This is a genomic window from Odoribacter sp. AF15-53 (assembly GCF_003479425.1).
In the GTDB taxonomy this organism is placed as follows: Bacteria; Bacteroidota; Bacteroidia; order Bacteroidales; family Marinifilaceae; genus Butyricimonas.
Window position 1 is genome coordinate 1 of record NZ_QUHC01000048.1, and the last position, 519, is coordinate 519.

Here is a 519-nt window from a genome sequence, read left to right on the forward strand (position 1 = left end):
AACAGTCCGAAAGTTCAGGCATTACACCTTCTATTTCTATAATCTCCGTTTGTTGTTCCTCTTCGATTTTTGGGAAAGCAACGAGATTATTGAAAAAATCATCTATTGAATCCGCTATCAATTGAGGTTCATCAAAAATAAATGCATCGCTATTTTTTACAAAACCAATAATTTTATAAAAATATACAGCTCTGTTTTTTATATTGATTGCAATTACACCAATATTTCTCAAATTGTTATGTCCACTGGCAAATAGCAGAATATTGTCAGAAATCGAATTAGAACTACGATGCTCCAAGGTTTCTCCTTCAACAGTATGAAAAAGAGCATTTTTAAAACTCTTATTATATTTGAACGGTTGGAAAATTCTAATTTCCACTTCGTAATATTTGTTTATGGAGATGGTTTGCTGTTTAGGTTCTCCTCCATTATATTGCAAATAGAACTCTTTCAGTCTTTCCGGCAAAACATGACCCAACTTGCTCTCAACTTCTTCAAAATCTTTGAGAGTAAGACTTT

The 519-nt window shown here is 32.2% G+C and carries 1 protein-coding gene; it reads right to left on the reverse strand.

From position 1 onward, the window contains the following. Nucleotides 1-519, reverse strand: a 519-nt coding sequence (locus DWW52_RS20920; RefSeq protein WP_148315425.1) for an SMI1/KNR4 family protein, incomplete at both ends; no start/stop codon positions are given.